The organism is Ruegeria sp. HKCCD7221 (genome assembly GCF_013031225.1).
Lineage (GTDB): Bacteria > Pseudomonadota > Alphaproteobacteria > Rhodobacterales > Rhodobacteraceae > Ruegeria.
This window is the reverse complement of the sequence record NZ_WPZE01000003.1, coordinates 198,221-222,730: the sequence shown is the minus strand read 5'-3', so window position 1 is coordinate 222,730 and position 24,510 is coordinate 198,221. Positions and strand designations below refer to the sequence as shown.

25 protein-coding genes are annotated in these 24,510 nt (G+C 53.6%); 10 read left to right on the top strand and 15 right to left on the bottom strand.

Translation table 11 applies throughout. From position 1 onward, the window contains the following. Positions 1–20 precede the first annotated feature (20 nt). Both GOX73_RS10150 and GOX73_RS10145 read right to left on the bottom strand, forming a co-directional pair. Positions 21–695 carry a GntR family transcriptional regulator gene (locus GOX73_RS10150; protein WP_171126182.1) on the bottom strand — a complete coding sequence of 225 codons (675 nt, stop codon included), beginning with the start codon at positions 693–695 and terminating at the stop codon, positions 21–23. A gap of 9 nt (positions 696–704) precedes the next feature. Beyond that, complete coding sequence (locus tag GOX73_RS10145) at positions 705–3,581, bottom strand: FAD-binding and (Fe-S)-binding domain-containing protein (RefSeq protein WP_171126183.1); 2,877 nt, start codon at positions 3,579–3,581, stop codon at positions 705–707. Positions 3,582–3,715: 134 nt separating this feature from the next. Here GOX73_RS10145 and GOX73_RS10140 point away from each other — a divergent pair, with 134 nt between their 5' ends. Beyond that, positions 3,716–4,879, top strand: a complete 1,164-nt coding sequence (locus tag GOX73_RS10140; protein WP_171126184.1) for an alanine--glyoxylate aminotransferase family protein — start codon at positions 3,716–3,718, stop codon at positions 4,877–4,879. On the opposite strand, the gene GOX73_RS10135 is transcribed toward GOX73_RS10140, so the two are convergent. From GOX73_RS10135 to GOX73_RS10095, 9 genes are all read right to left on the bottom strand, one after another. Further along, positions 4,866–5,984, bottom strand: a complete 1,119-nt coding sequence (locus GOX73_RS10135) for a cytochrome c peroxidase (protein ID WP_171126185.1) — start codon at positions 5,982–5,984, stop codon at positions 4,866–4,868. The two genes, GOX73_RS10140 and GOX73_RS10135, sit on opposite strands and share 14 nt — an antisense overlap. A gap of 8 nt (positions 5,985–5,992) precedes the next feature. After that, positions 5,993–6,370, bottom strand: a complete 378-nt coding sequence (locus GOX73_RS10130) for a hypothetical protein (RefSeq protein WP_171126186.1) — start codon at positions 6,368–6,370, stop codon at positions 5,993–5,995. Then, complete coding sequence (locus tag GOX73_RS10125; protein WP_174825637.1) at positions 6,367–7,182, bottom strand: amidohydrolase family protein; 816 nt, start codon at positions 7,180–7,182, stop codon at positions 6,367–6,369. The genes GOX73_RS10130 and GOX73_RS10125 overlap by 4 nt, the downstream gene beginning before the upstream one ends. Before the next feature lie 12 nt (positions 7,183–7,194). Further along, positions 7,195–8,061, bottom strand: a complete 867-nt coding sequence (locus tag GOX73_RS10120; protein ID WP_171126188.1) for a dioxygenase — start codon at positions 8,059–8,061, stop codon at positions 7,195–7,197. 10 nt (positions 8,062–8,071) lie between these two features. Continuing rightward, a complete protein-coding gene (locus GOX73_RS10115) occupies positions 8,072–9,376 on the bottom strand; it encodes a TRAP transporter large permease (protein ID WP_171126189.1) in 1,305 nt (434 codons plus the stop codon). Continuing rightward, positions 9,373–9,924, bottom strand: coding sequence for a TRAP transporter small permease subunit (locus GOX73_RS10110; RefSeq protein WP_171126190.1), 552 nt, complete (start codon positions 9,922–9,924; stop codon positions 9,373–9,375). The genes GOX73_RS10115 and GOX73_RS10110 overlap by 4 nt, the downstream gene beginning before the upstream one ends. 30 nt (positions 9,925–9,954) lie before the next feature. Further along, positions 9,955–11,028 carry a C4-dicarboxylate TRAP transporter substrate-binding protein gene (locus tag GOX73_RS10105; RefSeq protein ID WP_171126191.1) on the bottom strand — a complete coding sequence of 358 codons (1,074 nt, stop codon included), beginning with the start codon at positions 11,026–11,028 and terminating at the stop codon, positions 9,955–9,957. A gap of 147 nt (positions 11,029–11,175) precedes the next feature. After that, entirely contained in the window at positions 11,176–11,841 is a 666-nt protein-coding gene (locus GOX73_RS10100; protein ID WP_171126192.1) for a malonic semialdehyde reductase, read from the bottom strand. Further along, positions 11,838–12,722, bottom strand: coding sequence for a fumarylacetoacetate hydrolase family protein (locus GOX73_RS10095; RefSeq protein WP_171126193.1), 885 nt, complete (start codon positions 12,720–12,722; stop codon positions 11,838–11,840). The genes GOX73_RS10100 and GOX73_RS10095 overlap by 4 nt, the downstream gene beginning before the upstream one ends. 84 nt (positions 12,723–12,806) lie before the next feature. Between GOX73_RS10095 and GOX73_RS10090 the strand changes: the two genes are divergently transcribed. The 5 genes from GOX73_RS10090 (at position 12,807) to yghX (ending at position 17,699) form a co-directional block, all read left to right on the top strand. Continuing rightward, positions 12,807–13,193, top strand: coding sequence for a YciI family protein (locus GOX73_RS10090; protein ID WP_171126194.1), 387 nt, complete (start codon positions 12,807–12,809; stop codon positions 13,191–13,193). 42 nt (positions 13,194–13,235) lie between these two features. Beyond that, positions 13,236–13,901, top strand: a complete 666-nt coding sequence (locus GOX73_RS10085) for a GntR family transcriptional regulator (protein ID WP_171134880.1) — start codon at positions 13,236–13,238, stop codon at positions 13,899–13,901. Between the two features lies 1 nt (position 13,902). Further along, on the top strand, positions 13,903–15,201 hold the full coding sequence (locus tag GOX73_RS10080; RefSeq protein WP_171126196.1) for a malonyl-CoA decarboxylase: 1,299 nt from the start codon (positions 13,903–13,905) through the stop codon (positions 15,199–15,201). Continuing rightward, positions 15,198–16,721 carry a malonyl-CoA synthase gene (locus GOX73_RS10075; protein ID WP_171126197.1) on the top strand — a complete coding sequence of 508 codons (1,524 nt, stop codon included), beginning with the start codon at positions 15,198–15,200 and terminating at the stop codon, positions 16,719–16,721. The genes GOX73_RS10080 and GOX73_RS10075 overlap by 4 nt, the downstream gene beginning before the upstream one ends. A gap of 90 nt (positions 16,722–16,811) precedes the next feature. After that, positions 16,812–17,699, top strand: coding sequence for a YghX family hydrolase (gene yghX / locus GOX73_RS10070; RefSeq protein WP_171134879.1), 888 nt, complete (start codon positions 16,812–16,814; stop codon positions 17,697–17,699). A 648-nt stretch (positions 17,700–18,347) separates the two neighbouring features. Here the strand turns inward: yghX and GOX73_RS10065 are convergent. Next, positions 18,348–19,076 carry a LysR family transcriptional regulator gene (locus GOX73_RS10065; protein WP_254429162.1) on the bottom strand — a complete coding sequence of 243 codons (729 nt, stop codon included), beginning with the start codon at positions 19,074–19,076 and terminating at the stop codon, positions 18,348–18,350. 130 nt (positions 19,077–19,206) lie between these two features. Here GOX73_RS10065 and GOX73_RS10060 point away from each other — a divergent pair, with 130 nt between their 5' ends. The 3 genes from GOX73_RS10060 to GOX73_RS10050 all read left to right on the top strand — a co-directional run bounded on the left by GOX73_RS10060 (position 19,207) and on the right by GOX73_RS10050 (position 20,381). Next, entirely contained in the window at positions 19,207–19,431 is a 225-nt protein-coding gene (locus GOX73_RS10060) for a DUF1127 domain-containing protein (protein WP_171126199.1), read from the top strand. Continuing rightward, complete coding sequence (locus tag GOX73_RS10055) at positions 19,421–19,648, top strand: DUF1127 domain-containing protein (protein ID WP_171126200.1); 228 nt, start codon at positions 19,421–19,423, stop codon at positions 19,646–19,648. The genes GOX73_RS10060 and GOX73_RS10055 overlap by 11 nt, the downstream gene beginning before the upstream one ends. Positions 19,649–19,829: 181 nt before the next feature. Continuing rightward, positions 19,830–20,381, top strand: a complete 552-nt coding sequence (locus GOX73_RS10050) for a GNAT family N-acetyltransferase (RefSeq protein ID WP_171126201.1) — start codon at positions 19,830–19,832, stop codon at positions 20,379–20,381. 159 nt (positions 20,382–20,540) lie between these two features. Here GOX73_RS10050 and GOX73_RS10045 read toward each other — a convergent pair whose 3' ends face one another. The 3 genes from GOX73_RS10045 to GOX73_RS10035 form a co-directional block, all read right to left on the bottom strand. Continuing rightward, positions 20,541–22,118, bottom strand: a complete 1,578-nt coding sequence (locus tag GOX73_RS10045; RefSeq protein ID WP_171134878.1) for a PfkB family carbohydrate kinase — start codon at positions 22,116–22,118, stop codon at positions 20,541–20,543. Between the two features lie 337 nt (positions 22,119–22,455). After that, positions 22,456–22,698, bottom strand: coding sequence for a hypothetical protein (locus GOX73_RS10040; protein WP_171123612.1), 243 nt, complete (start codon positions 22,696–22,698; stop codon positions 22,456–22,458). A gap of 668 nt (positions 22,699–23,366) precedes the next feature. After that, on the bottom strand, positions 23,367–23,834 hold the full coding sequence (locus tag GOX73_RS10035) for a cupin domain-containing protein (RefSeq protein WP_171126203.1): 468 nt from the start codon (positions 23,832–23,834) through the stop codon (positions 23,367–23,369). Between the two features lie 86 nt (positions 23,835–23,920). Here GOX73_RS10035 and GOX73_RS10030 point away from each other — a divergent pair, with 86 nt between their 5' ends. After that, complete coding sequence (locus GOX73_RS10030) at positions 23,921–24,499, top strand: TetR/AcrR family transcriptional regulator (protein WP_171123616.1); 579 nt, start codon at positions 23,921–23,923, stop codon at positions 24,497–24,499. Positions 24,500–24,510 lie beyond the last annotated feature (11 nt).

The following is a 24,510-nucleotide window of genomic DNA, read 5'->3' as shown; positions in this document are numbered from 1 at the left end:
ACTGCACTTTTGACCAGGGTTTAGCGAGGCGTCACTTCTGGCTTCAGCGCTTTTACAAGCGCCGAAAGTTTGTTCATCATGTGAAGTTTCATTGCCTTTCCAAGCCCATCTGCATCTCGGGCCTTGAGCAACTCCATCATGGTTTCATGTTCGTCTATTGCCTGTGCCCAACGCTCGTCCGACAAGTTGGCCAAAAAACGTGCACGGCGGACCCGCGCGGCCAAAAGCTTGTGGTGGTTTTCCAGTATGTCGTTTCGCGCGCCCTTTATAAGTGCCTGATGGATGTCTTGATTGGCTTTAAAGTACGCCTGTCGATCACGCGCTTCGTACGCGCTCAGCATATCCTTGTGGCTACTTTCAATCCGTTGAATTTCCGCAACGTCCATTTTCTGACACGCTAGTTCCCCCGCCAGTTGCTCAAGCGCTGCGAGCACTGGAAACGTGTTTTCCAATTCTTCCCTCGTAACACTCGCGACACGGGCACCCCGGTTGGCTTGAAGCACCACAAAGCCTTCGGATGCAAGAACCTTTAGGGCCTCTCGCAATGGTGTCCGGGAAACACCCAATGAGTCGCAAAGCTGTTTCTCGGGCACTTTCTCACCCGGCTTCAAAACGTCTTCGACGACAAGATTGCGCAAGCGTTCGACCAACTCTTCATGTAGGGTCGGGCGATTAATGCTATCCGTCAGGTTCATATCCACATCCTAATATTCAAGGACCATATCCAGCAGGCGCGCGACGTGCATCGCTTGGCGCTGCGTACCTTCGGCGATTTGGTGGCGGCATGATATTCCATCCGCCACAACAATTGCATCCGCAGGCGCCGCCTCTAAAGCTGGAAACAGGTCGAGCTCTGCCATCTTGATCGAGACATCAATAGTACCGGGCGCGTATCCAAACGCCCCGGCCATACCACAACAACTGCTTTCGATCATGTGAACCTGTGATGCGGGAATACGCTTAAGTAAGTTGAGCTTCGGTGTAACGGCATCGTGTGCTTTCTGGTGGCAATGACCATGCACATAAATGGGGCGATCTACCGATTTGAGAGGCAGATCCGGCTGTTTGGCCAGAAACTCCTCAAAAGTATGAGAGGCTTTGGATAGCAACTCCGCATCCCGCCCCGGACAAAGAGCCAAATATTCGTCCCGGAATGTGAGGATAGAAGAAGGTTCGAGACCGACTACCGGTATGCCCTGTGCAGCTGCTTCTCGCGTCGCGTCAATCACACGCTGTGCCTCGTGACGCGCCTCTTCCACGCAACCCTCAGCCAAAAGAGTGCGCCCGCAATCCAGCGGCCTTCCTGTTTGGTCATCTCTTGCTATGGCAACCCGAAGCCCTAGCGCACGCAGAACCCGGACAGCGGCGCGCAGATTGTCTGGCTCGAAATATCGGTTGAACACATCGGCAAACAGAAGCACCTGCGGATCTATGTCTTGGGCCTCGACATCCCGGAACGGGTCGGAGGACCACACTGGCAGGTCACGTCGCGCCGAAATTCCAGTTGGTTTCTCCAACAGCGTACGCAAGGGCCCAATTTTGTTCCGAGCATTCAATAACCACGCGACTTTTGCAGCTTTTGGCGCATATCTCGGCAAATAAGCTATTAATTTATCAGCCAATGTCAGCCCGTCTTTTTTGCGCTTTGCTGAAAGTACTTCGATCTTCATGCGGGCCATATCGACGCCAGTCGGGCATTCACGCGCACAAGCCTTGCAAGACACGCAGTATTCCATCGTGTCCTGCATTGCGTCTGAAGTTAAACCACCCGGCAACTGCCCGCTGATGGCAAAACGCAACGTGTTTGCCCGCCCACGTGTGGCATCACGCTCGTTTCTCGTCGCACGGAAGGAAGGACACATTACTCCGCCCTTGAGCTTGCGACACGCACCGTTGTTGTTGCACATCTCGACGGCACCCTGAAATCCTCCTCCGGCACCCGGCCAAGCGGACCAGTCCAGCGCCGTTTCGAATTCAGGAACTGAGTAGTCCGGGCTGTAGCGAAATAGGCGGCGATCATCCATGGCAGGCGCGTGCACGATTTTGCCGGGGTTCATTAGCCCGGCAGGGTCAAACCGGGCCTTAACCTGTTCAAACGCGGAAACGATACGAGGGCCGAACATCTTTTCATGAAACTCTGATCGCACGATCCCATCACCGTGTTCGCCTGAATGAGACCCTTTGTATCTCTTGACTAGATCAAAGGTCTCTTCGGCAATCGCCCTCATTGTCCGGACGTCTTTGTCCTGCCGCATGTTCAGGACAGGACGAACATGGAGACACCCGACTGAGGCATGCGCGTACCATGTCCCTTTTGTGCCGTGCCGGGTAAAAATTTCGGTCAGGCCAGCGGTATAATCGGCGAGATCAGGCAACGGGACGGCGCAATCTTCCACAAAAGAGATCGGCTTGCCGGCCTCCTTCATCGACATCATAACGTTCAACCCGGATTTTCGGTATTCGGCGATCGAGTTTTGCAGTTTGGTATCAGTAACTGATACAACCCCGCCCCAACGGTTTTCAGTCCCACTGAAATCAAACCCGAGATCTCCCATCAGTTGCGATAGCTCGACAAGCTTTGCAGCATTGGCGTCAGCGCTACCCTCAGCAAATTCCACTAACAACAACGCTTCAGGGCTGCCTTCTACAAACGCCTCAATCGTACTGCGGAACAATGGGATATCTCTCCCCAACGCAATCATGGTGTCGTCGATCAATTCTACCGCCTGCGGCTTGAGCGTCACGAGGTGCTGTGTTGCCTCCATCGCAGCACGGAACGTCGGGAAATGACACACGCCGACAACTTTCTCGCCCGGCAAGTGAGCAAGGTTCAGTTCCAATTCAGCGAAATAGGCCAGAGTGCCTTCTGACCCCACCAGCAAATGAGACATGTTGACGTCGTTGCCGACAAGCGCATCGATGTTATACCCGCCCACACGACGCTGGAGATTGGGAAACCGGGCGTCAATTTCCGCAGCCTCGCTACGCCCCAGAGCACGCATGTCCCCAACAAGATCGGCATAATCGCCAGATGCCGTCGTATCGGCGCTGAACCGTGCTTCCATACCATCGCTGAGGATTGCACTTATTGCACGGACGTTATCGCGCATGATCCCGTAGCGCAGGGATTTTCCACCAGAAGAGTTGTTGGCAGCCATTCCTCCAAGCGTGCAACGCGACGCGGTCGAGGGGTCTACGGGAAACCATAAGCCATATTGCTTTAGTGACTGGTTCAACTGATCCAGAACAACGCCGGGCTGAACACGCGCGACACGGTTCTCAACGTCCACGTCAAGAACACGATTCAAGTGCTTGGTGTTGTCTAAGACAACGCTTTGGTTGACCGTTTGCCCACATTGCGATGTGCCGCCGCCGCGCGGAAGAACGGAGCATCCTTCGTCGCGCGCTACAGACATCACGGCCTGCACGTCCTCTTTGTTTCGGGGAATGACCACGGCGTCCGGCATCATCTGATAGATCGAAGCGTCAGTCGAGTATCGTGCGCGTGATGCCGGGTCAGCCATCACCTCGCCTTGGACGTCAGACATCAGTCGGCGATGCAACGATCCATTCTCAAGCATCGGGTTCGCCTTCCCTTCCCAACTAGCCAATTAGAAGCTTCACTTCACCGTTGACTGAATAATGAATTCATAATTAACTTTTGCCAATAGGTAATTGCGCCACTGTTTCGGCGCCAGCGGAAGGATCAGTTCAGATGCGCCAGGCGGGCAGACATTTTTTGCAAATCCCAGGGCCAAGTGCCGTGCCGGAACGCATCCTGAAGGCCATAAGCATGCAGACCATCGATCACCGGGGGCCAGATTTTGCAGAAGTAGGCCACAAAGCCCTCGCTGGGATGAAAACAATTTTCAAGACACAACAAAACGTCTTTATCTATCCTTCATCCGGTACAGGCGCGTGGGAAGCTGCGCTTGTGAACACAGTGTCGCCGGGCGGAAATGTTCTCATGTACGAAACAGGACATTTCGCATTCATGTGGTGCAACTTGGCTGAAAAAATTGGGTTACAGCCAGAGTTGATTGAAGGGGATTGGCGTGGCGGTGCGGACCCCAATCAGATAGAAGACCGCTTGCGCGCGGACAGTCAGCACGAGATCAAGGCGGTATGCGTCGTCCACAATGAAACTTCTACCGGGTCAGTCTCGCCTATTGAGGAAGTGCGCAGGGCAATAGACACGGCGAAACACCCTGCCCTTCTTTTGGTTGATTCAATCTCTGGCCTTGCATCGATCGATCTTAGGTTCGACGAATGGGGCGTAGATGTCTGTGTCTCCGGTTCGCAAAAAGGGATGATGCTACCGCCGGGTCTCAGCTTCAACGCTGTGAGCGATCGTGCTCTGGAACATTCAAAATCCGTGACCATGCCACGCAGCTATTGGAATTGGCAGGATATGGTCGAGCCGAACCAGAAAGGGTTCTTCCCTTATACCCCTGGCACCAATCTTATCTATGGATTGAATGAGGCCATCGATATGTTGCACGAGGAGGGGCTGGAGAACGTATTCGCTCGTCATGCCCGCCACGGAGCCGCGACTCGAGCTGCCGTGCAAGCATGGGGGCTTGAGGTATTGTGTGCCCGCCAAGGTCAGGAGTCAGGCGTACTGACCGCTGTCAAAGTGCCTGAGGGACATTCTGCTGATGCCTTTCGTGCGACGGCGCTGGAGCACTATGATATCTCACTCGGAAATGGTCTATCCAAAGTAGCCGACAAGGTATTCCGAATAGGTCACTTGGGCGATTTCAACGACCTGATGTTGATGGGCACACTCTCAGGCGTAGAAATGGGACTCGCCAAAAGCGGCGTGCCGCACACTACAGGCGGTACTCAGGCTGCATTGGAGTATCTCAAGGCCGCGTAACGCCGGACAGAGTCTCCAAGAACTCAACCAGGTCTGCAATCTCCTGCTCGGATAAATTCAGTTCAGAGAGTATGGCTTCGCCATCGGCGTGAAGCCTTTCTATATCAATTTCGTTATAGTGTCGGACCACGGCGTCCAGATCATCCAGGCTGCCGTCATGCATGTAGGGGGCGGTTTCGGCCACACCTCGAAGGCTGGGCGTACGAAAGGTTCCAAAATCGGAATGGCTCCTTCGTACATTTCGGACCGCCCACGCGCCTTGCTTTTCCGGATCGTCAGCCCAGTCTCCGTCCAATGTGTAAGGGCTGGAGAGCAAGAAGTTCAGCCCTCCGAACCGGCCATCGTCAACTTCGGTTTCACTCAGAAAATATGGCACGCCCGCGTCGTGGAATTCGTTGTTGGAAAATCTCGGGCCATTATGGCAGAACGCGCAATTCCCGCGCCCCAAGAAGAGCTGAAGCCCTCGCTGGGCAGCTTCGGGGTAGTTCGCAGCCTCTGCCAGATCGCTGCGCTCCAACGCGTCGCGAAAATCGTCAAATTGTGTCCGCTCGGTTACCAGCGTTTCCAGATAAGCTGATAGGGCTTTGGCAATGTTTACCAAGACCTGCTCTGTGTCTTGGCTTTGAACATCGCCAAAAATGACCTCAAAATCTTCAATGTACGTACTCTCGGAAATGGCTCTCATTAGGCTTTCTTTGCTGTGCGCCATCTCTTGTTCTTCAATGATCGGATGCAAGCTGGCAGCCCACAGATTATCGCTCTTTCCGCCCCACCCGTACCATCGCAGACCTGCCAGATTTCGCAGTGATGGCGTATTCCGATCCAAAATCACGCGACCGAATGTTCGTGCCTCGGAGTTGGTGAGTGCCTGCTCGGGGTCGTGACAACTTGCACAGGCAAATGCACCATCAATCGACAACACCGGATGGTCGAAAAGCGCTGCGCCCAGCGCAATCGCTCGGGGATCGTTTGAAACCCTGTTGCTTGGATCAGGTTGGAATGATGGTGGCCACGGCCCAAAGGACAGCGTTTGTTGGATTTCATCTTCTGACAATAGGACTTCTGCACGCACCGAACTCGTCAGTAAGACTAGCGCAGTTGTCACCCACAACTTCATTTCAGCGCAACGTCAAAGGTGTAGGATACCGATTGCCCTTTGTATTCGACGTCCACTTTAAGCTCCCACATTCCCGGCATGTGAAACAGCATATCATCAACACGGAACACACCGTCGCCTTTTGCAGTGACGACTGGAAGGTAGTTCATCCCGTGTTGGTGAGCAGGCATGATTGCATCGACGCGCATATCACTCACGGCAATTTCGCTGCACACAGTGAGGAGTATTGAAAACGGTTGAGCCAACGGAATTTCGTTGACAGTCAAACGCACAGCAGGCGCGTTCTGAATTTCCGAACCCATCCGTTGCCCGGTCGCCTCACAAGCGACGGCAGCGCCGGAAGATACCAGAAACCAGACGAGCCAGCGGATCATTTTGTTGCCAGCAATCGTTCTGCGTTGGCATAGGCAATGTTGTCCGCTATCTGGTCTGGAAGCAAATCCAGCCATTCGCGTGAAAAATCTGCATGCGGGCCGACGTAATACCAGCGCTCCGGCGCAAATGTATCGGTACCGACCATAAACCGATCAGGATGCGCTTCGAACGCAGCTTGCCAATCCGGATCGACACGGCCCCGCGAGACCATGTCGGAACGGAACGCCAGATCGGCCCAAAGCCGGGGATACGCATTTAAAGCGTCGACAACCTTTCCCGGATCGTCAAAGCCAGAATGTGCCCACAATACCCGAGCCTCCGGCCAGGTTTCGAAGATCAGGTCAACCGCGTCGCGATCACCGTGATGGTGCAGAATTAAGTTCCGTTCCTTCGCCAGTGCGATCATACGCTGGATAACCGGCGTTTTGATATCGTCCCCATAGGCGTGAAACTCGCCGATGGCTTCGTAGTCGTTCTTCGACAGATTTGCTTCCAGATAATCGATTACTGTTTCGTCGTGCATCCAGGTGTTGATCTCACCGCGACGACGATAGGGACGAAGTGCCGGAACAACGATGTCCGGCGCTGCAGCCAAAAGCAGTTGCGTTCCGCTATCGTCCGAGCTGGAAACCAGGGCTTTCCGCACGCCTGCATCCCGCAGGATTTTGGCCACTTGTTCGGGCGGAACCAGTTTCACGGCATCATGGCTGTAGTGAATATGTGCATCGAAAATCGGTCGCTCATCGGCGATGGCCACTCCGCTGACTAGCGCTGCATATACAATGAATATGTATTTTAGCACTTCAAGCATCCTCCATAGCGTTCAGTCCCGAGCAAGCGTGACGTCGAAATTCACGTGTAGGTAAGGTTCAGTGATCCTACCAGAAAGTGCCATGTCATCGGGAAATTCCGAAGCTGGTCGTTCAACATACGTCATCACCAGATCGTCTCGAACACCAAAGACCGTATCCTGATCCAGATAGGGATCGTCGTCCGGAAAAATCTCGGTCACGAGTGAGCGATAGCCGGGGGCTTTGACGATAAAGTGCAGGTGTGAGGGCCTCCACGGATGGCGACCGCAAGCACGCAGAATATCGCCAACTGGCCCGTCAGACGGCACAGTGTATTCAACTGGCTTTACTGTGGTGAACGCGTATCTGCCATCGTCACCAACTGTCATCAGCCCGTGGAAAGAGTAGGTGTCCTGTTCTTCATCCTGACTGGCGTAGAGGCCGTTGGGTGCCGTTTGCCAGATGTCGAGTTCTGCTCCTGCAATGGGATTGCCCGCTGTGTCCCGAATGATGCCTTCAGCAAGCAGAACCGACCCGCCGTAGTGTCGTTTCATATCCCCACCCATGGGCAGCGGAGGTGCGCCGGATACATGAAACGGGCCCAACACCGACGAACTTGTTGCGTCTGGACTTGAATGCAGCATGTCCACCAAAGAAGACAGGCCCAGCACGTCCGACGCCAGCACAAACTCGTGCCGGTCCTCGGTTTCCACAGCGGCACAGCCCTCGAGAAACGCAATCCCAGCTCGCCATTCGTCATGCGTCAGGTTGGTTTCGCGCGCGAAGTCATGAAGGTGTTTGACAAGTGACCCCATGATTTCGCGCATCCGCGGATCAGTGTCTTTGGACAAGTATCCCATGAAGACGTCGGTGATATTGTCTTTGGTGACAGAGCGCATCTTGGCCTCCTTAAATCAGGGCAAGGCTGAGGATCGGAAACTCGATCAGAATGAACAGAACAATTAGCATCACGAACGCAAAGGGAAGCGCGCCCATGAACACGTCCTTGAGTGATATGCGATCATCGTTGATCGTGGATTTTATAACAAAGCACGATATGCCCAAAGGCGGTGTCAAAAGCCCGATCTCAGCTCCGACCACGGTGATTATCCCGAACCAGATCAGCGACATATCAAGGGCTTCGGCCATCGGAAGGAACAATGGCACAACGATCAGAATGATGGACGCAGTGTCGAGCAACGTTCCCAAGAAAAGCATCAGAAAGACATAGAGCAGCATGATCGACCAGAAGGACGCCGAATTCCCAGCGAGCAAGTCCTGCAACTGGTTGGGTAGCCCGGCGAGTCCCAGCATGCGGCTGTAGATTGACGCTGCTGTGATCAGGAACAGGATCGCCGCTGTGATATGGCCGGTCTCCAGCAACGCATCCCAGAAGGCTCTGGGCGTCATGGACTTGCGCGCAACGGCGATAACCAGCGCGACCAGCGCCCCGGCTGCCCCTGCCTCGACAGCAGTTAGCCACCCCGTGTAAATGCCGCCGAGCACCACGGTGATGATGAACAATGTCGGCAGGGTTTTAGATGCGATCTCGCGCCCTGACATCCACTCGGTGTCTTCGACAACGCGGCCTCCAACGAAAGATGGTGTGAAACGCCCCATGACCCAGATCGCGCCGACATATGCGATTGCCAGCATAATCCCCGGAATAACCCCCGCTAGGAACATGTCCCCCACGGATTGTTCCGCCACAAAAGAATAGATAATCAGCATCGCCGAAGGCGGGATAATCATGCCCAAAACCGAAGACCCGGCAACCACGCCAACAGCAAAGCGTGGGTTATAGGCCTGCGCCATCATCTGCGGCACTGAGACTTTGGTGAACACGGATGCGGATGCAATTGACGACCCGGTTACGGCAGCAAAAACGGCATTGGCCCCGACGGTCGCCATGCCGATTCCGCCTTTGACCTTGCGAAACCGCATCGTCATGACTTCGTAGATGTCCTTACCTAATCCAGCCTTTGAAACGATGAGCCCCATGAAGGTAAAAAGAGGGATTGTCGCGAAGCTGTATTCCATCGCGCTGTCGCCGACCGCCACTTTCAGCAGGTTGAGCGCCAGCGTGAAGTTGTCCCGCATCAGCCAGATCGACACGAACGAAACCACGCCCAAAGCAATCGGAATGTAGACGCCGGCGTAAATCAGAAAGACGATTGCAATGACCGAGATCAGGCCAATCTCAATCGGCGTCATTCTGCGGCCTCGTCATGCTCTGGGGTGCGAATAAGTTGCGGGCGGTCCTGCGCCGTGACGACCTTGAGCAGGAAAATCACGCAAGCAAGCGCAGTACCGCACGCGATGACCAGTTTGACCGGCCACCATGGCAGTGTGAAAAGACCCGGAACGCCAAAATAGTCCTGCGTCTCCCACATGTGTAGAAATTCTGGAAAAGTCACATAAGCGATCAAAGCCATGAAGATTGCCGAGATGGCGTTTATGATACGCCGCAGGTTGGCTGTCAGGCCGGGGCGGCGATGGTGCAGCAGGTTTAGAAACCCGTCAGAACGTGTCAGCCGGTCCACTCTGACTACGTCGGCCAACTGCAGGAAGACGATCATCACGACCGAAAACTGCACCATCTCGTAGGTTCCGCGCAGTGGGGCAGAAAACAGACCGCGCGCAACGACATCCACGTTTAGGATAACCACCAACGCCAGAACGACGAGCGTACCCAAAGCGTTGGCAGCGATTGCAAGCGAATTGGCAACCCGTGACAGGACAGCAACAGCAGTCTTCAGCATGTAAGGCCCCTTTCTCAGGTCGCCGAAAGGTTATTTGACCGTCCAGTCGCGCACACCAGTGAATCCGGCGCCCTGAAGCTTGCTCAGATAAGCGGCTAGCATCTCTGTGCCCTGTTCGCCGTTTTCGTTAAGCGTTGCAGCCCATTCCTGCGCAACATTGGGCATAGCATTTGCCCACGCGACGCGGTCTTCATCCGAGATTTCAATGATCGATCCGCCAGCTTCTACAAAGGCATCTCGTGACGCTGCGGCTCGGTCCATCGCAATGCCTGCCACATGGTCACGGTAGTCAATAGCCACGGCCTGTAGTACTTCTTTGACCTCATCGGGCAGACTCGCCCAGTAGTCGGCATTGACGGTAACTGTTTTTGTATTCACCGCACCAAGGTCTGCCTTCAACATGTAAGGGGCCACTTCGACGATTTTGAACGTCTTGGAAGCTTCCGGCCAAATCATTACGCAATCGACGAGGCCGGTTTGGACCATGTTGTAGAAATCTGTAAGGCCACCGCGAACGCCAGCCGCGTCCTTGATACCCTCGAGATAGCGCAGGTTCAAACCAGCACCCGCGATCTTGCGTCCTTCAAGATCTGCAACTTTCTCGACCGGCTCTGAGCAGAACATCTGATATGTGTCGAGCACAACGCCCGTCGCCAGATAAACCTGATTTTGCGCAGCAAACTCATTTTGCATAGCCGGGTATTCTCGCGCGATCTCGTCAACTGCCTTGGCCACTGCACGAGCATCCGACGCGACGAATGGTGTCGAGCCCGAGATCCCCTGGCTGGGCAGCTTGGACGAATGGAAGATGGTTGTGACGATGCCAATGTCGCCCAAACCCAACTGTACGCCTTCCAGAACACCTTTGGGTTTTACAATAGAACCGCCATAGTTCTCCTGCCAGTTCATCTTGTAATTGCCGGACTCGGCCAACCGCTTATCCACTTCAGGAATAAAGAAGTTTGTGAATTCTTTCACCCACAAGGCCCGGTCTGGGTAACCATCAATTACGACAGCTGAAATGGTCTCTTCCGCTGCGACTGACAGTGCCATAGTGCTTGCCACGGCAACACCCAGTAGACTGCACTTGGTCCAGTTTTTCATTATCTCTCCTCCCAGAAAGTTTGATCTTGTTGCCCTTTATTTGTTCGCCTTGAACCCCGGCAGTCAGTCTTTTCCACACCAACGGATTTGCGCAGCATTGCGACGGCAAAGTACTTGGCCGATTGGCCACCCACTTGCGTCATTTCCTCATGCATAAGAACAAACCCTGTCGAACGGAAATCGCGGCAGTTTGTGAAACAAACCCGTTTCATCGGCGTAACCTAGATTGCACAGAAAGTTCGATTTGAGGGTGGTTCCTGCAAAGAACTCCTCGTCGACAATCTTGTTCGAAAAGCCTGACATGGCACCAACGTCCAACCCAACGGCCCGTGCCGCGATCATGAAGTAGGCACCCTGAAGCGTACCATTGCGAAACGCCGTATCGGCCACGTAATCGGGATTATTTTCGAACAACGGCCGACGATCTTCGTGTGGGAAAAGGAAGGGCAGTTCCTTCCAGAACTCCATGTCGTGGGCAATTATGGCCGTGACTGGCGCGCCCATCATCTTTGGCACGTTCTTTGGCTTCAAAGACTTGGCAAGCCGTTCTTTGCCCTCGGCACTTTTCACGAAAATGAACCGCGCAGGCAGCGTATTCATACTGGTCGCGCCGCTGATCGTGATGTCGTAAATCTCTTCAAGCATCGCGTCGGAAACCGGCTTGTTTGTCCACGCATAGTGCGACCGGGACTCGCGCAGAATCAAAGCGATTGCGTCATCCGACAGACGAGGAATGCGCGCGCGCAGTTCGCGATGATCTTGCTGCGCCTTGGCGCGAAGTGCCTCCAGCTCTGCCCCGGTCGGTGCGCTCATTCTGCTGCCACCTTTGACCTGTTGTCTTTTTCGTCCACGATCGGGCTGGAACAGACGCCGATACCTTCGATCTCGACTTCAACGGTTTCGCCCGGCTTCAACCAGCGAGGGTCGGGTTTTTTGGCGTGGCCCACGCCCGGCGGTGTTCCCAATGCAACCAGATCTCCCGGTTCCAGGGTCATGAATTCCGAAATTGTCGCGATCACCTGGCGGACACCCCAGATCATGTTGGCGGTATTCGAACTTTGAAGAACCTCATCGCCAACGCGGCTTTCGATCTTGAGGCCCGAAGCGCCTTCGGGCAACTCATCCTGAGTCACGGTGAAGGGGCCAATTGCGCCCGTGTCGTCAAAGTTCTTACCCGGTGTCCACTGAACCGTTTTGCGCTGATAGTCCCGCACCGAACCATCGTTGAAAACGGTATAACCAAACACATGATTCAGCGCCTTTTCTTCCGAGATATGGCGACCGCGTTTCCCAACGATCAGCATCAATTCCGCTTCATAATCGAAATGCTCGGAAGCCGCCGGTCGCACCATGGGTTTGCCAGCCGCCATGATTGAGTTCTTTCCGCGCATGAATAGCGTTGGGTACGCGGGAATGTCGTATCCACCTTCTTTGATATGGTCGGTATAGTTCAATCCCATGCAAACAATGGTGCCGGGGGCGGCCACCGGCAATGCCGGCGTGATAGTCGAGACTGGCACAGGCACCGCTGCTGAGATTTTATCGGCCAGTGAGTCGCTCAAACCAGGATCGGCAATCAACCCCATCAGATCTGTCCCGACACCAGAGTCCAAAGCCGTTAAATTTACTGCTTTTTCGCCGTTCACGGCAAACACCGCGGTACCTTCCAAAGTCTCTCCCACTAGGTATTTCATTTTCATCATCCATATCAGTTTGCTTGATTTTTGCCGATTATTTTGCCATATGTCAATTAATATCGATTTTATTGGAGGGCGCAGATGGTTGCCTGGGCAGACTACAAATCAGAAGCACAGAGCCGCGGCGCACTTGCTTTGGAGCTTTACGTTGCACACAGCACGCCTGCCAAAGCGCCCGAAGACGTGAAGGCGTCACTTCCTGATCACTTGGCATATCAGGCGCAGCTTGAACGTTCGGGTCAGCTGGCTTTTGCCGGACCAATGTCGGATGAAACCGGTGAGCATATGCAGGGAATGGGCCTGATCATCTACCGCGCCGACAGCCTTGAGGCCGCTCGAAATCTAGCCGAGGACGACCCGATGCATAAAAGCGGGGCGCGCAGTTTTGTTCTTCGGCGCTGGATGATCAACGAAGGCTCACTGAACCTGACAGTCGGTCTATCGACCGGAACAAGCGCCCTCAGTTAAAAGCACTTCAAAGATTGCGCATTCAAAGAGGAAAAGTCGGATATGGACGTCATGCTTGATACCGAGGGCAAAGAGAAATCAGCCACTCATGGTGCGTATCGACGGCTGCGCGATATGATCCTCACAGGCGAGTTGCCGCCCGGACAGAAGCTCAAGATCGAACAACTCCGTGGCCTTCTGGATACGGGCGCAAGCCCGGTTCGGGAGGCGCTTAGCCTCCTGACGTCTGACATGCTGGTCGAGCGGATTGATCAGCGCGGATTTCGGGCGGCGCCAGTCAGCAAATCCAACTTCGAGGAAATACTGTTGCTCCGATGCAACCTCGAGGAAACAGCGCTGCGCGCTTCCATCGCTAATGCAGATGGAGCTTGGGAGGACAGGCTTGTTTTGCGGCATCACCATATGAAAAAGGCCAGTCAAAAAAGTGCACCAGACTTCGAAGACGCCCACAAAGTGTTTCATATGGCCTTGTTGGAAAATGCAAAACTGCCGTTGCTGCTACGGTATTGCTCGCAGCTTTATGACCTCAACATTCGCTATCGTTATCTGGCGGCGGGAGGGCCCAGTTACAAAAAGCGCGATATCGCTGCCGAACACCAGCAAATCCTGGATGCCGCACTCGACTACGATGCAGACAGCGCGACCCGGCACTTGCTCAACCACTACCGCCGAACGGGTGAGTACCTGAGCAGTCAGATGGAGTCCTGAAATGCAGCGGAACTGGTTTCTGGGCGATCTGCTGAATCAGCTGTTCGATCGTCCCGGCAAAAAGCGCGGCAACGATGACTATCGATCCATTGCAGAGCTTTGTGAGGCCTTGTTGTCCGCAGAAGGCGAAGTATCGGGCTTCACCCTCGCCTCCACAATTCTTGATCGGTACCAGACCTTAGAAGACCCCGAGAAATTGGAGTTTTTTGCCTATTTGAATGACCAACTTGAGCTGGACGCGGATCAGCTTGCCGAAGTGGCAAGCCTCTATGCAAACGACAGAAGTGTCAATTTATATCAAAAGCTTAGCGAATTCGCGGAACCCAAACGGCAAGAGTTGTTGCGCCGATTGAACCAACCGTCCGGCGCGACACAAGAACTCGTAGCAATGCGCGTTGACCTATTGCGCTTTCTTAAATCCAACCCCGAGCTCAAACGAACAGATATTGATTTCGTTCATTTGCTGAGAAGTTGGTTCAATCGGGGCTTTCTTGTCCTCAAACAAATCAGTTGGGATACCCCTGCCCGCGTTTTGGACAAGATCGTTGCCTACGAAGCGGTCCATCAAATCAACGATCTGGATGATCTGCGACGCAGGCTCTACCCGCCGGATCGTCGTTGCTTTGCATTCTTCCATCCTTCGATGCCAGATGAGCCGCTGATTTTTGTCGAAGTTGCTCTGACGGCTGAAGTTCCAGACGCAATCGATGCGCTTTTGTCCGAAGATCGGGAACCGATCGAAACCGAACAAGCGAAAGTCGCGGCGTTCTACTCTATCTCGAATTGCCAGAAAGGTTTGACCGGTATCAGCTTTGGCAATCTGTTGATCAAACAGGTTGTAACTGAGCTGTCGCGAGAACTTGAGGGGCTTGATACATTTGTGACCTTGTCGCCGATACCGGGACTGAACCGTTGGCTAGAGGGCGAAACAGACAATCCTGAGCACGGCCACGCCGCCGAGGCCGTACTTGCGGCAACAACCTCGCCGCAAGATTTGCGCGCAATGGCCGCCCGGTACCTGTTGTTCGCCAAGCGCGAGGATGGGATGCCGTTGGATCCCGTGGCCCGCTTTCACCTCGGAAACGGTGCTGAGTTGCACGAGTTGCACGCCGAAGCCGATTTGTCACCGAACGGACGATCACAATCCGGCGGTGCGATGGTGAACTACCTGTACGATTTAAACAAAACAGAACGTCATCACGAAGAGTTCGCGACACATGCGACGATCGAAGCCTCGCGTTCTGTTCGCGCGGCCTCAACCGCTGCGCTTGCGACCAAGCCAAGGGAAAATACCGCGTGACCAACACTCTATACGACAGCCTGTTTGCCCGGCATGAGGGCAACGAGGCTCCGTTCCTGCAACTCGACGATGACCAGGTTGTGTCCTATGACGCGTTTTTGAAGCGCACCGCGCAGGTCGCGCATGTTTTGCAAAACAACGGCGTTTCACCAGGCGATCGCATCGTTGTGCAAGCGCCCAAGTTGGCCGATACGATTGCCCTCTACGCCGCTTCGGTACAGGCAGGTGCAGTCTATCTGCCGCTTAACACTGCCTACACTTTGGCAGAGTTGGACTATTTCATCTCTGATGCCCAACCTTCGATGATCGTTTGCGATAGCAGAGACGAAATTGAAGTCGGAAAATTGGCGGCTCGGTCTGGGGCGAAGCTGCGGACACTCGGCGGCGTTTACCCTAGCCTGAGCAGCGAGGCCGACGCGCAGCCCTGCGTCTTCGAAACCGTGGATCGCGCTCCGGACGATCTTGCCGCGTTGCTCTACACATCAGGCACCACAGGCCGTTCCAAAGGCGCAATGCTGAGCCATCAAAACCTATTGTCCAACGCCCAAGCTCTTGTTGGTCTGTGGGGTATCACAAACGACGATCGCTTGGTTCACGCGCTGCCGATCTTTCACACGCACGGGCTTTTCGTGGCGATGAATACGTCACTACTCGCCGGTGCCAGAGTTCGCCTTATGCAAAAGTTCGACCTCAGCGCCATCCTGGATGAATTGCCCAAGTCGACCCTTTTGATGGGGGTTCCCACTTTCTATACCAGACTGTTGGCAGACGACCGGTTCACAAAAGAGATCACAGGGAACATGCGCCTGTTCGTCTCGGGCTCTGCCCCCCTGCTTGCCGAAACCCATCAGGCATTCGAAACGCGCACCGGCCACCGAATACTTGAGCGCTATGGCATGACCGAGACAAACATGAACACCTCTAACCCCTATAGTGGCGAACGTCGCGCGGGAACTGTTGGCATGGCACTGCCCGGCATCGAGGTGATCGTCACACATACGAAAACCGGAGAACCACTTCCCCCGGGCGAAGTTGGAATGATCGAAGTCCGCGGCCCCAACGTGTTCAAAGGCTATTGGCAGATGCCCGAGAAAACCGCCGAAGAGTTACGAGAGAACGGGTTCTTCATCACCGGGGACTTGGGCCAATTCAGCGAGGACAGCTATCTATCGATTGTGGGGCGGTCGAAAGACTTGATCATTACCGGGGGTTACAACGTGTATCCCAAAGAAATTGAAGAGATACTGAACGACATCGACGGTGTTCTGGAATCGGCGGTTTTCGGCGTCCCCGACAACGATTTTGGTGAAGCAATCATCGCCGCTCTGGTTATTGAGCCAAGCGTAAAACTTGAAGCGGATCAGATTGCAGAGACCATCAGGGACAAGCTGTCGCGCTTCAAACATCCGCGCCGCTACGAATTCGTCTCGGAATTGCCGCGAAACACTATGGGAAAAGTTCAAAAGAACGTGCTGCGCGAACGGTACGCGGACATGGAACTGTCGCCGGCAGAATCTTAGTAAGCCCATCCAGACGCTCAATCAAATAAAGACTTTCAGATCGGATACTACCCTCCCCTTCAGACTGCCAAACTCATTAGGAGATCCATAATGACCCGCATGACGGCAAAAGACTTCGACCAGGAACTTCTGGACCTGTACGACTTTTACGCGCACGGCAAGATCACCAAGCGCCAATTCCTGGATCGCGCCGGAAAGTTCACGGTCGGCGGCGTGACGGCGGTTGCGTTGCTGAACATGCTCAGCCCGAATTATGCGATGGCTCAGCAAGTGTCATTCAACGATCCCGATATCCACGCAGACTACATTACCTATCCGTCACCCAATGGAACCGGTGATGTCCGAGGGTATCTTGTCCGGCCCGCTGGCGTTGAAGAGCCCCTACCTGGGGTGCTGGTGATCCACGAAAACCGCGGTTTGAATCCTTACATCGAGGATGTGGCGCGCAGGTTGGCAAAAGCCGGATTTATGGCGTTGGCCCCCGACGGCCTGACATCGGTTGGCGGCTACCCGGGCAACGACGCCGATGGGCGCGAGTTGCAAAAGACAGTGGACCGTGTCGAGTTGATGAACGATTTCTTCAATGGGTTTGAATACCTGTTGAACCGAGATGACAGCACCGGAAAGGTCGGCGCAGTGGGTTTCTGCTATGGCGGCGGTATAGTCAGTGCAATTGCCGTGGCCTACCCGGAACTGGCCGCAGGCGTGCCGTTCTATGGTCGCCAGCCAGCAGCTGAGGATGTAGCCAATATTCAGGCACCGTTGCTGATTCAGATGGGAGAGCTTGATGAGCGCATCAACGCAGGTTGGCCGGATTTTGAAGCCGCTCTGCAATCCAACGGAAAAGTTTACGAGGCCTACATCTACGAAAATGCCAACCACGGTTTTCATAACGACAGCACGCCTCGTTATGACGAGGAAATGGCAAACCTAGCCTGGGACCGCACCATTGATTGGTTCAACACTTATCTGAAGTAACTACAGTGTACAGCGAAGCGAGCATTGTGTTTTCATAGCTACGTCCCAACCCAAGGTTCATCTTGGCCGAGCCCTCAGTGGCCTTAGAAATTTGACTTTCGCAGACTGCGTTTCCGCGACCAGGTCTTGGCCTACTATCCCAAACATTGGATATTTTTTTGGTGTTGAAACGATTGGAAAGTAATGTCGAAGCAGATTTGGGTGAAGCGATCCATCGTTAAGTGTTCAGCTTATCTGCGGGTTAAGCACACTATCACTTTAATGCCGCTAATAGCAGCCATTGATTATGTGTTCGGAGAAAGGCTCCTCTTAGTTTGAATTAACCAAATCTATATTCACCAACCGCTACCAGATTTTTGATCGAGGTGCCCAGTCAGTTCTGTTTGAAACTCGGCTGGGCTTTTAAACAGTCACAGCAGATTGGATCGGATAAACTTGGACAACTGCTATCGTTTCTACGCGTAGTTAGCCGTTCTTTTGGTTCTCTTCGGTATCCCGAAACCGCCGCACGAGATAATCTACGAACGCGCGGGTTTTTGGTGCCAGATTCCGCCTTTCGGCAAACATTACGACAATATCTGTGCTGGGTGGTGCATACTCCGGCATGACGTGGACAAGTTCGCCGGAGCTAAATTTAATGTTTGCCATTTAGCATGGCAGCCGTGCGATCCCGATGCCCGCAAGAGCGGCTCGAAAGACGACATCGGTGCTGTTTCCCTCAAAACTACCCGTTGCTTCAAATTTTTCGCCTGCGTTCGGTTCGATGCTGTTCCAAGCGTTCCGCTGGCTTCTCCCAGCAACTCTCAAGCAATTGTGCTCAGCCAATTCGGCGAAATTCGACGGTGTTCCAGAACGCTCAAGGTATTCAGGTGAGGCACATAGTACCCTCCGACTCTGCATAATGCGCCTGATGACCATATCTGGATTCTTGTGTTGTTCCGCAAAGCAGATCGCCACGTCAAACCCTTCACTGCGAAGATCAATCTCCCGGTCGGTTAAGTCCAACGATACTTGAACTTCAGGATTCTCCTCCATGAATTCAGGCAAGGCGGGGATCAGCTGTGACTTACCAAAGGCGACAGTGGACGCGATCCTGAGTTCTCCGCGTGGGACGCCGTCAAAGCTATGGATCATCGCTTTGGCTTCATTGAATTTGTCAGCCATCGCTTTGCATTTTTCATAGAAATCTTGGCCTTCTCGCGTCGGAGAGACACCCGTTCGGGTGCGATTAAGAAGGCGGTAGTGAACCTGATCTTCAAGTAATCCGATCTGCTTACTTACTGCTGATGGGGTCTGCCCCATTGATCTTGCAGCCGCAGAGATGCTGCCCTGCTCGACAACCGTCGCAAAGATTAACATTTGCGCAGAAATATCCATGTCATGACCCTTGCTGTTCCAATCTGGCATGGGGCCTATGCCAGATTGCCAAATTGTGAGCGCTACCAAACAGGCGTACCTCTGCATTGCAGCATAAATACTGCACTGCAGCAACGGACGAGGCAATATCATGGCAATTACACGATCAAACAGCGCGCTGGATGTCGTTTTCGAAGCTGGCCGCACGTTCTTTCATCAAAATCTGGACACGATACGAAAGGCACAGGCCAAACGCAGGGTTTATCGCGCAACGTATTATGAGCTCTCGGTGCTATCTGACCGTGACTTAATAGATCTGGGCATTCCACGCAGTAGCATCAAAAGACTTTCTATGGAGGCTGCATATGGCTGCTAACACCCAAACGGCTAGTACAGATCGTAGTCACTCCATCGCCCTATCAATCAGCTTCCTGGCGAGGATCGGAGCCACGGCCAATGCGGCCTTGAAGGCACTGAAAATGGCCCGGATGCTCTCTGCGCTTTCAAATATGAGCGATTACCAACTCTCTCAGATCGGAATTTCGCGATCTGAGATCCCGGAATATGCCGGAAAATTGATGGCTGACGAATAGCTAAGCGAGCCCTCAGGTCCAAAAGCTTACACGGAAAATGCTGGTTCTCGCTCCTCCCAGAGTAAGCCAGCATGAGCGGTGGCGAAAAAGCCAACAGGGAGCGCCAACGCACGGGCCAGCATTTTCAACTCCTCCCGAAAGTGCTGGCCCAAACCAACCTGCCAAGCAGGAGCCCCGAAAAATGAGCGATAGGAGAACTTCACAAGATCTGGTCGTCCGTCGTCTCGGTTTCGGCGATCAAGATAAAATCTGTGATCATTTTCTGCGTTTAGATGTCCAAACGCGGCGGGCACGGTTTTGTGGAGCCGTCGACGACAATGGTGTCTTGAGTTACGCACAGAATATCCTTCGATACGACAGTATCGCTTGTGGAGCGTTTGTCTGGGGCCAATTGAGGGGCCTTGTGGAACTGCGCGGCCTCTTTCATTCATGGCCATCAAAGCCAGAGGTTGCACTCTCTGTCGAAGCCGAATGGCAAGGCATTGGGATTGGCGACGCTTTGTTTCGACAGATGTACGCGATGGCGCAGAACAGAGGCGTCCGGACTATCCAAATGATGTGTCTGAAGGAAAACCACCACATGCGCTATCTTGCGGCGAAACATAACGCGCGGTTTATAGCTGACGCAGATATTGTTGAAGCAGTGTTGCATCCCAACTGGCCCACGCCAACGTCAATTGCCATTGAGATTTTCGCTGAAACTAGGGCACACTCACATCTGCTTTTTACTTAGACGACCAATGGCACACTGCGTATTGCGGTCTTTTGATTGCACTTAAGCGAATGACCTTTTCTAATGCCTTTATTGTTTCAGTGTTAAAGTTACCTTTCTTGAGATAATGGCCGTGCGGTGCGAATATTCCACGTTAAACACAAGTCGGGATTAATCGCCTCAGGCTGTAACACGCAGTGCATCGACAGGAACCAGCGCTCCCTTGGCTTGGATTACGTAGCTGGCCAATTGGCAGCCTAATGATATTCCTGCGCGGAAATCGCTTTTCTCCAAAACGCTGAGCAAAACGCCAGCGTTGAAGCTATCACCAGCGGCTGTTGTATCAATAGCGGAAGTTTCCGGCTTAGCGGGCACCTCCCCTCTAATATTCCCATCTTGATAAACCACAGAATGCTCGCCGTTCTTTACGACGATCCGCTCCACACCATGTCTTGCATATCGTTCAAGAGTAGCGGTCGGACAGTCGTCATTAAACCACGCGCTTTCATCGTCAAAAGACGGCAACACGATATCCGAGAGTTCAGCAGCGCGCATGATTGAACGCTTCATTTCTTCGGTACTCGACCAAAGTTTGGGTCTGATGTTCGTATCGAAAGCCACGGTTTTCCCTACATCGCGCCCCTTTTGGAGAGCACCAAGTAGGTTTTCACGCGATTGAGGACCAAGAATTCCCAGCGTAATTCCTGAGTAATAGATCAAATCCGCTTTTTCGATAGCACGGTCAAGCGCATCTGGGTCGTCAGCAAGCCGTCTGGCGGCAGAGCTGTTGCGCCAGTAGGAAAAACTACGCTCGCCGTTGGAAAGGTGGATCATATAGAGACCCACCGTTCCATCCGGGATTTCACAAATGTGAGAGGTATCGATGCCTGTTCTGTCAATAAAGGCTCGCGTTTCGCGGGACAGTTTGTCGTCACCAACTGTCGTAAAATAAGCGACCTCTGTATTCGGTAATATTTTCGCTAAATACCAAGCTGTGTTGAACGTATCACCAGCGTACCCGATCTTGAACTCCCCTGGACCGCCTACCCCGGTCAAAATTAGAAGTTTCAGAGCGAGGTGGGTGACTGTACCTTCGTCCAAGCTTTTGTAGAACTCAGGCACTTCACTCCAGGCAAGCGACGGAATGTTGGTGGTGGCCTTACGCGGTTTGCCAAGCAATGCACGTGCCTTCCTGGGGGCCTGCAAGTCAACATCAATGCCCAGCGCGGCTGCATGCTCCAGACAAATAGATGTCCGTGTCAACGCCTTCCGAGCAGTCTCGGCTTTCTCATGCCAGATAGGCGCAAGGCAATCCCGCAGATCGATCTGAGTAATTTCAGCAACCGGCACATGACCAAGTTTGGGTATGACGTGTAACTCCAGCGGGCTAAACCAACGCCCCGCCTTTCCGCCACCCCGCAACTCAGACTTCCGCGCTTCAAACGCGTCCCGAGCGATGTCTCTAAACAGATGCAAATTGCGCTGGGCTTCTACACGCCGCTTTTGCCCCTCTCTAATCGGGTCTCGGCCTTCTCGCAGTTCGCGTCGTGCTGCGTCAGCTGTTTCCCGGGCTTCCGCCAAGCCAACATCCGGCCACCGCCCGAGGCCCATTTCCCGTCGCTTACCGAAAACCGTCAGTCTAAGAACCCACTTACCGCTGTTAGGATCTGCCTTCACAAGCCAGAGCCCAGCGCCATCGCAGTGCTTTCCAGCCTCTAGCGCGATAACGCCACGCGCGCTCAATTTGTTTTTCGCCATATAGCTCTCTACCAGTCCACCTATTAGTCCACCTCTAGGTATTGTATGAACTGCCGCTAGTCGAGATTAATTGAGGCCGAATGAGGGAGATAAGTTGATGTATTTCATATAGTTAATCTCTATCTGAGATTCTTTGAGACATCTACATATAGGGTTTCAATGCCCTCCAGCAGCACCATCAAGCCCCCAAATTTTTTTGTTTGAAAATCCGGTCGAACACTGGATTAGCAAACTGAATTCGCCGGTATTGGGCGCCCGTGGGTGAAACGCTGTTTATCGATAGGTTTTGCCACCTCCTGCATCCAGCTTTGGTCGCAATTGGTCAGCCCCGTTTGGGCTATTCCGTAAAATGTGCTTCGAAATGCAGAACCAGGTGCTTTGGCTTTTGACTGTTGCCCTGTTCTTTCACGTCGTCGCGCGCCTCGCGCATTAGGCGCAGGACAGTCTCAAGGTCATCGCTTTCTGATTTCATCAACCCGTAGGCGTGCAGGATTTTTCCCGCAGGCTCATGTTCTCCGGCCATCGCCAGTTCCGTGGCGCATTGCCAAGATCGGTTTTTGACCATGTCGGAATACCTCATCGGCGTTCGGTTCCTTACTTAGTCGTTCCGGGCCTCCGTCCACCGCTGGCACATCGTCGCCAGTTACGACCCACATTGGTGTACCGGTTTGTCATTCGGGTCTAATTGTTCGATTAGCGAGACCGTATCATATTCAACAGATACAACATATCCGCTGTACAGTCTGCACAAACCCCGTTCTGGACCTTTTCGGACAACCAATCGGTTTCCAGCCATATTGGGACATCTGCGCAATCTTTGCATTCAGCATATCCAAGGTGGGCTCCTCAATCAGTCTTTCGATATTCGCCATACGTCTATCTCCATTCCAATCACCCAAATGATGTGGAAGGAGGCAGTTCACGCAGCATGTTGCAAAGCGCCAATGACATGCGCATTGCGGCCAAATGGGTTTCCAAGTCTGAATGTGGTTACAGTCGGGGGGCATCACAGCCTCCGCGAGTGCTTGGTGTTTTGGCTATGCGCCGCACCCCCTGATCCCGCCGCAACCCCCTCGGTTGACGTGGCAACCATACGATACAGCAGGACTGCCGCGCATATGGCAAGCGCCCTGCGGGTCTACGTATGAATCCCTGCCAGAAACATGTGTCCAAGCGACAAAAGGCTTTGCATCTAGCGGGCAAGACAAGGCAAATCTCTGTTGCCTTGTCAGGCGCAGTTGAAAGGGATCAGGCGTCAGCAGGTGCCAGGATCGTCATACCGGCGCTGGTTGCGACAGCCATGATCGCCGGTATGTCAGGGGGCGCGTCCATAACCGGAATCTCGGTTGTTCCGTCGGGCATGGCTTCGCCAGCCTGGGTAAAAAACGCGTCATGCATGGCGCCCGGAGAATTGACGCAAAGCAGCCGACCGGGTTGGGCGCTAGTACAAGTAAATGCGTGAACCGCGCCATCTGGCACTTTTACAAAATCACCGCCTGAGACCTTGATGGTCTCACCGTCCACAAGAAACTCAAACTCCCCGTCCAGTACGAAGAAACTTTCGTCTTCACCCGCATGATGATTAGGCGGCGCGCCAGCACCCGGGGCGGTCCTGATCTCGACAATCGTATAACGATCCCCGGTCTCTGCCGGAAAGGCGTGAAAGGTCAAAAGATTACCAAGCAGGTGATAAATGCGTGGACGAGATTCAGTCATCGGGCGACTCCCTTTACTTCAATCTTCATGTCATTATGATACACATATCTACTTATGAGACAAGTGTATCATAAAAGGACCTGAACTTGGCAACACGGACAAATCAGAAAAACCGAACGCGCGAGGCACTTTTGTCGGCGGCGCGTGCGCTCATGTCCGAGGGCACCGAAGTAACCCTGGCGAAAGTGGCCGAACACGCGCAGATCAGCCGCGCCACGGTTTACAGGTATTTCTCCGATCCCGGGGTGCTGGCTCTGGATGCCACATTGGACATGGAGGTCAGGCCGACTTCAGACTTGCTTGAGGGGATATCGGACGTTCGGCGGCGTGTTCATGCGGTGGCGCGGTATTACCTTGAATTCTCGCGCACGCATGAGGCGTATTTTCGCCAATTTTTGTCAGAATCCTTCAAAGCATCGCTTCAGGACGGAACCGTAAAGATGCGGGGGGCCAGACGCGTTGCCGCCTTTGCTGAGGCTCTTACCCCTGTTCGGTCTGCTCTGGGCCCTTCAAAGTTCGAAGATCTTGCAAACCGGCTTTCCATGACAACCGGAATGGAACAATTCATCATTCTCGAAGACATTTTGCGCGTGGACCAGCCGACCGGTGACCGGCTTCAAGAGGGGTTGGTCGATGCCCTGCTGGACAGATATCTTCCGACCTAGGAGTGCATCAA

Bases quoted from the DNA above. Each gene is read 5' to 3' on its own strand.
- GOX73_RS10120 (WP_171126188.1), bottom strand. From the start codon at position 8,061: ATGCGCTCTGTCACCAAAGACAATATCACCGACGTCTTCATGGGATAC.
- GOX73_RS10100 (WP_171126192.1), bottom strand. From the start codon at position 11,841: ATGAGCGCACCGACCGGGGCAGAGCTGGAGGCACTTCGCGCCAAGGCG.
- GOX73_RS10040 (WP_171123612.1), bottom strand. From the start codon at position 22,698: ATGAGGTATTCCGACATGGTCAAAAACCGATCTTGGCAATGCGCCACG.
- GOX73_RS10145 (WP_171126183.1), bottom strand. From the start codon at position 3,581: ATGCTTGAGAATGGATCGTTGCATCGCCGACTGATGTCTGACGTCCAA.
- GOX73_RS10065 (WP_254429162.1), bottom strand. From the start codon at position 19,076: ATGGATATTTCTGCGCAAATGTTAATCTTTGCGACGGTTGTCGAGCAG.
- GOX73_RS10095 (WP_171126193.1), bottom strand. From the start codon at position 12,722: ATGAAATACCTAGTGGGAGAGACTTTGGAAGGTACCGCGGTGTTTGCC.
- GOX73_RS10150 (WP_171126182.1), bottom strand. From the start codon at position 695: ATGAACCTGACGGATAGCATTAATCGCCCGACCCTACATGAAGAGTTG.
- GOX73_RS10060 (WP_171126199.1), top strand. From the start codon at position 19,207: ATGGCAATTACACGATCAAACAGCGCGCTGGATGTCGTTTTCGAAGCT.
- GOX73_RS10130 (WP_171126186.1), bottom strand. From the start codon at position 6,370: ATGATCCGCTGGCTCGTCTGGTTTCTGGTATCTTCCGGCGCTGCCGTC.
- GOX73_RS10055 (WP_171126200.1), top strand. From the start codon at position 19,421: ATGGCTGCTAACACCCAAACGGCTAGTACAGATCGTAGTCACTCCATC.
- GOX73_RS10125 (WP_174825637.1), bottom strand. From the start codon at position 7,182: ATGCTTGAAGTGCTAAAATACATATTCATTGTATATGCAGCGCTAGTC.
- yghX (WP_171134879.1), top strand. From the start codon at position 16,812: ATGACCCGCATGACGGCAAAAGACTTCGACCAGGAACTTCTGGACCTG.
- GOX73_RS10080 (WP_171126196.1), top strand. From the start codon at position 13,903: ATGCAGCGGAACTGGTTTCTGGGCGATCTGCTGAATCAGCTGTTCGAT.
- GOX73_RS10050 (WP_171126201.1), top strand. From the start codon at position 19,830: ATGAGCGATAGGAGAACTTCACAAGATCTGGTCGTCCGTCGTCTCGGT.
- GOX73_RS10090 (WP_171126194.1), top strand. From the start codon at position 12,807: ATGGTTGCCTGGGCAGACTACAAATCAGAAGCACAGAGCCGCGGCGCA.
- GOX73_RS10115 (WP_171126189.1), bottom strand. From the start codon at position 9,376: ATGACGCCGATTGAGATTGGCCTGATCTCGGTCATTGCAATCGTCTTT.
- GOX73_RS10105 (WP_171126191.1), bottom strand. From the start codon at position 11,028: ATGAAAAACTGGACCAAGTGCAGTCTACTGGGTGTTGCCGTGGCAAGC.
- GOX73_RS10140 (WP_171126184.1), top strand. From the start codon at position 3,716: ATGCGCCAGGCGGGCAGACATTTTTTGCAAATCCCAGGGCCAAGTGCC.
- GOX73_RS10035 (WP_171126203.1), bottom strand. From the start codon at position 23,834: ATGACTGAATCTCGTCCACGCATTTATCACCTGCTTGGTAATCTTTTG.
- GOX73_RS10085 (WP_171134880.1), top strand. From the start codon at position 13,236: ATGGACGTCATGCTTGATACCGAGGGCAAAGAGAAATCAGCCACTCAT.
- GOX73_RS10110 (WP_171126190.1), bottom strand. From the start codon at position 9,924: ATGCTGAAGACTGCTGTTGCTGTCCTGTCACGGGTTGCCAATTCGCTT.
- GOX73_RS10045 (WP_171134878.1), bottom strand. From the start codon at position 22,118: ATGGCGAAAAACAAATTGAGCGCGCGTGGCGTTATCGCGCTAGAGGCT.